Origin of the sequence: Streptomyces sp. NPDC006265 (genome assembly GCF_040613555.1) — a bacterium.
Taxonomy (GTDB): domain Bacteria; phylum Actinomycetota; class Actinomycetes; order Streptomycetales; family Streptomycetaceae; genus Streptomyces.
Window position 1 is genome coordinate 1 of sequence record NZ_JBEXSH010001044.1, and the last position, 2816, is coordinate 2816.

At 71.8% G+C, this 2816-nt stretch carries 2 protein-coding genes and 1 pseudogene; all 3 read left to right on the plus strand.

What is annotated here, in order from left to right:
* The first annotated feature begins 280 nt into the window (after positions 1 to 280).
* Complete coding sequence (locus tag ABZ281_RS44890) at positions 281 to 1339, plus strand: lytic polysaccharide monooxygenase (protein WP_356664099.1); 1059 nt, start codon at positions 281 to 283, stop codon at positions 1337 to 1339.
* Positions 1340 to 1469: 130 nt separating this feature from the next.
* Positions 1470 to 2033 carry a lipid II flippase MurJ gene (locus ABZ281_RS44895; protein WP_356664101.1) on the plus strand — a complete coding sequence of 188 codons (564 nt, stop codon included), beginning with the start codon at positions 1470 to 1472 and terminating at the stop codon, positions 2031 to 2033.
* A 361-nt stretch (positions 2034 to 2394) separates the two neighbouring features.
* Positions 2395 to 2816 (plus strand): annotated as a pseudogene (locus tag ABZ281_RS44900) (hypothetical protein); the annotation flags it as partial.

The following is a 2816-nucleotide window of genomic DNA, read 5'->3' on the forward strand; positions in this document are numbered from 1 at the left end:
CACCCACCAGCTCTCCCCCTCTCCCTCCCCGACGCTCTTCCGATCTCGCCGCCGTCGCCACCCTTTCGCCCGAGCCGTTCGCCGGAACCGTTTACATCTGCGCCGCCGGGCGCTAACTTCCGCAACAGGCGGGATGGGAGCGCTCCCATCACGGTGGACCGGAACCCGCCCTCGAGTCGCTCCCATCCCGCGCATCCAGGCACACGCATCCGCAGGCCCGACACCCCCACGAACGGATGATGCTGTCATGATCCTGACAAGAGAGCCGGGAGGATCCACGATGCCCCGATTAGCGCTCCCCACCCGGGCCAGAGCCCTCTTCCTCGTGCTGCTCTCCCTCCTCGTCACCGTCCCGGCCCTCGGCCTGGTCATGACGGCAGGTGGTGAGGCGCAGGCGCACGGCACTCCCATGAAGCCCGGCAGCCGCACATTCCTGTGCTGGCAGGACGGGCTGACCGACACGGGTGAGATCAAGCCGGTCAACCCCGCGTGCCGCGGCGCGCAGCAGGTCAGCGGCACCACGCCGTTCTACAACTGGTTCTCGGTGCTCCGCTCGGACGGCGCCGGCCGCACCCGGGGCTTCGTACCGGACGGCGAGCTGTGCAGCGGCGGCAACACCAACTTCACCGGGTTCAACACGCCCAGCAAGGACTGGCCGCTGACCCATCTCACGTCGGGCGCGACAGTCGACTTCTCGTACAACGCCTGGGCCGCGCACCCGGGTTGGTTCCACGTCTACATCACCAAGGACGGCTTCGACCCGACCAAGACGCTCACCTGGAACGACATGGAGACCCAGCCCTTCCTCTCGGTCGACCACCCGCCGCTGAACGGCTCCCCAGGCACGGTCGAGGCCAACTACGCCTGGACCGGCAAACTCCCCGCCGCCAAGTCGGGCCGCCACATCATCTACATGGTCTGGCAGCGCTCGGACAGCCAGGAGACCTTCTACTCCTGCTCCGACGTCGTCTTCGACGGCGGCAACGGCGAGGTGACCGGCATCAAGGAGCCGGGCAACCCGTCCGAGCCGGTGCCCGGCACCTGCACGGCCACCCGCAGGACGACCGGCACCTGGAACGGCGGCTACCAGTCCGAGGTGACCGTCACCAACACCGGCACGGTCCCGATGCTCGGCTGGATGGTCGACTGGACGCTCCCGGCGGGCCAGAAGGTCGAGAGCCTGTGGAGCGGCAACGCGACCTACAACGGCCAGGCGGTGATGGTCCACAACGCCGACTGGAACGGCTCCCTGGCCCCGGGCAAGAGCACGACGTTCGGCTACGTCGTCTCCGGTTCGGGGGGTGACAGTACGAGCAGTCCGCCCTGCCGGGTGGGCTGAACCGCCGTACGGGGCGGGCCCGGTGACCCGAACGCGGTGATCACCGGGCCCGTCGTGCCGTACGGCCGTATCGGCCGAAGAACGCAGGCCTCTTGCCCCTTCCGGATCTTGAGCGCATAGATTGACCGCCATGATGGAGGGGGCGAAGGCCGCGGCCGGGTCGGCGGCCACGAGCGAGCGGACCAGCGGGCGCCGGCCGGCGCGGAGCGGCGCGGCGGAGAAGGACGGGCCGCTCCGTTCGTCCCTGCTGATGGCACTGGGCACGGTGGTGTCCCGGGCCTCGGGACTCGTCCGGCAGGCGCTTCAGGCGGCGGCACTGGGCACGGGGCTGCTGGCGAGCACGTACAACACGGCGAACACCGTGCCGACCAGTCTGTACACCTTGGTGATCGGCGGCGCGCTCAACGCCGTGCTGGTACCGCAGCTGGTCCGGGCACGGGCCACCGAGGCCGACGGTGGACGGGCCTACGAGCAGCGGCTGGTGACGCTCGTGCTGTGCGTGCTCGCTGCGGGGACGGCGCTGGCCCTCTGGGCCGCGCCGCAGATCGTGGGCCTGTACATGCGCGACACCGCGGACAGCCACGAGGCGTTCGTGAGTCTTGCCGCGGGAACGGCCGTGCTGGCGGTGGCCTACCTCGCCCTGGGCCGCCTGATGAGGGTCGGCGAGCTGCGCGGTCTCGTCGGCCGGCGGTGACGGCCCGAGGAGCCGATGGAACGCCCCGGCAGCACGTGGGGTGGTGCTGCCGGGCCGGCGGGCCCAGGCCGGTGTGCTGCGAGGTTCTCCGGCCGCCACCGGAGCGGCGTCCCGGCTCGCCGGGTGCGTAATCGGCAACCCGCCGGTGACGTCGACCGAGCCGTCCAGAACGCCCCATATGTCACTGCTATCCAGGTGTGCGATTCTGTTGTGTGGGTGCCCTGCCGCTCATGAGCGGCGTGGATCCGCCATGGGAGGCGCGACCCCGCGCCGCCGGTCCCGTGCCCGCGTCGTCGTCGCCTGAGTTCCGGGGACTCCCACCTGCCGCTGACTGCGGTACGGACGGGAGGTGGATGCGGACATGCCCCATCACGGCGATGCCCGGGCCGCGGCCCCCGGTCTTCGGGCGCCGGGGAACGGGGGCACCGGTCCGCCTCGTCCCGCCCCGGAGACGGCCGCGCGAGCGCGGCTGCTGGCCTTCGCCGGCGTGGCGTGGGCGGCGGTGTACGTGCGCAGTGAGGACGGGGCGCAACTCTGCCTGGTGGAGTCGGCCGGGGCCGAGTCCGGGCAGCGGTATCAGCTGCCGGGGCGGGTGGCCGTCTCGGTTTCCGGGGGACCTCCGGGCACGGGGCCGAGCCCCTCCCCCGGACCGGAGTCACCTGCCGCTCCGCACGGCGCCCCCACCCCGGTACCTCCGGACCCGACCGGCTCGGGAGGCGGTAGTCCGGCCGTCGCCGAGGCGTTCCTGCGGGGGCGGGCCGTGTGGCTTCCGGGCGTGGTGCT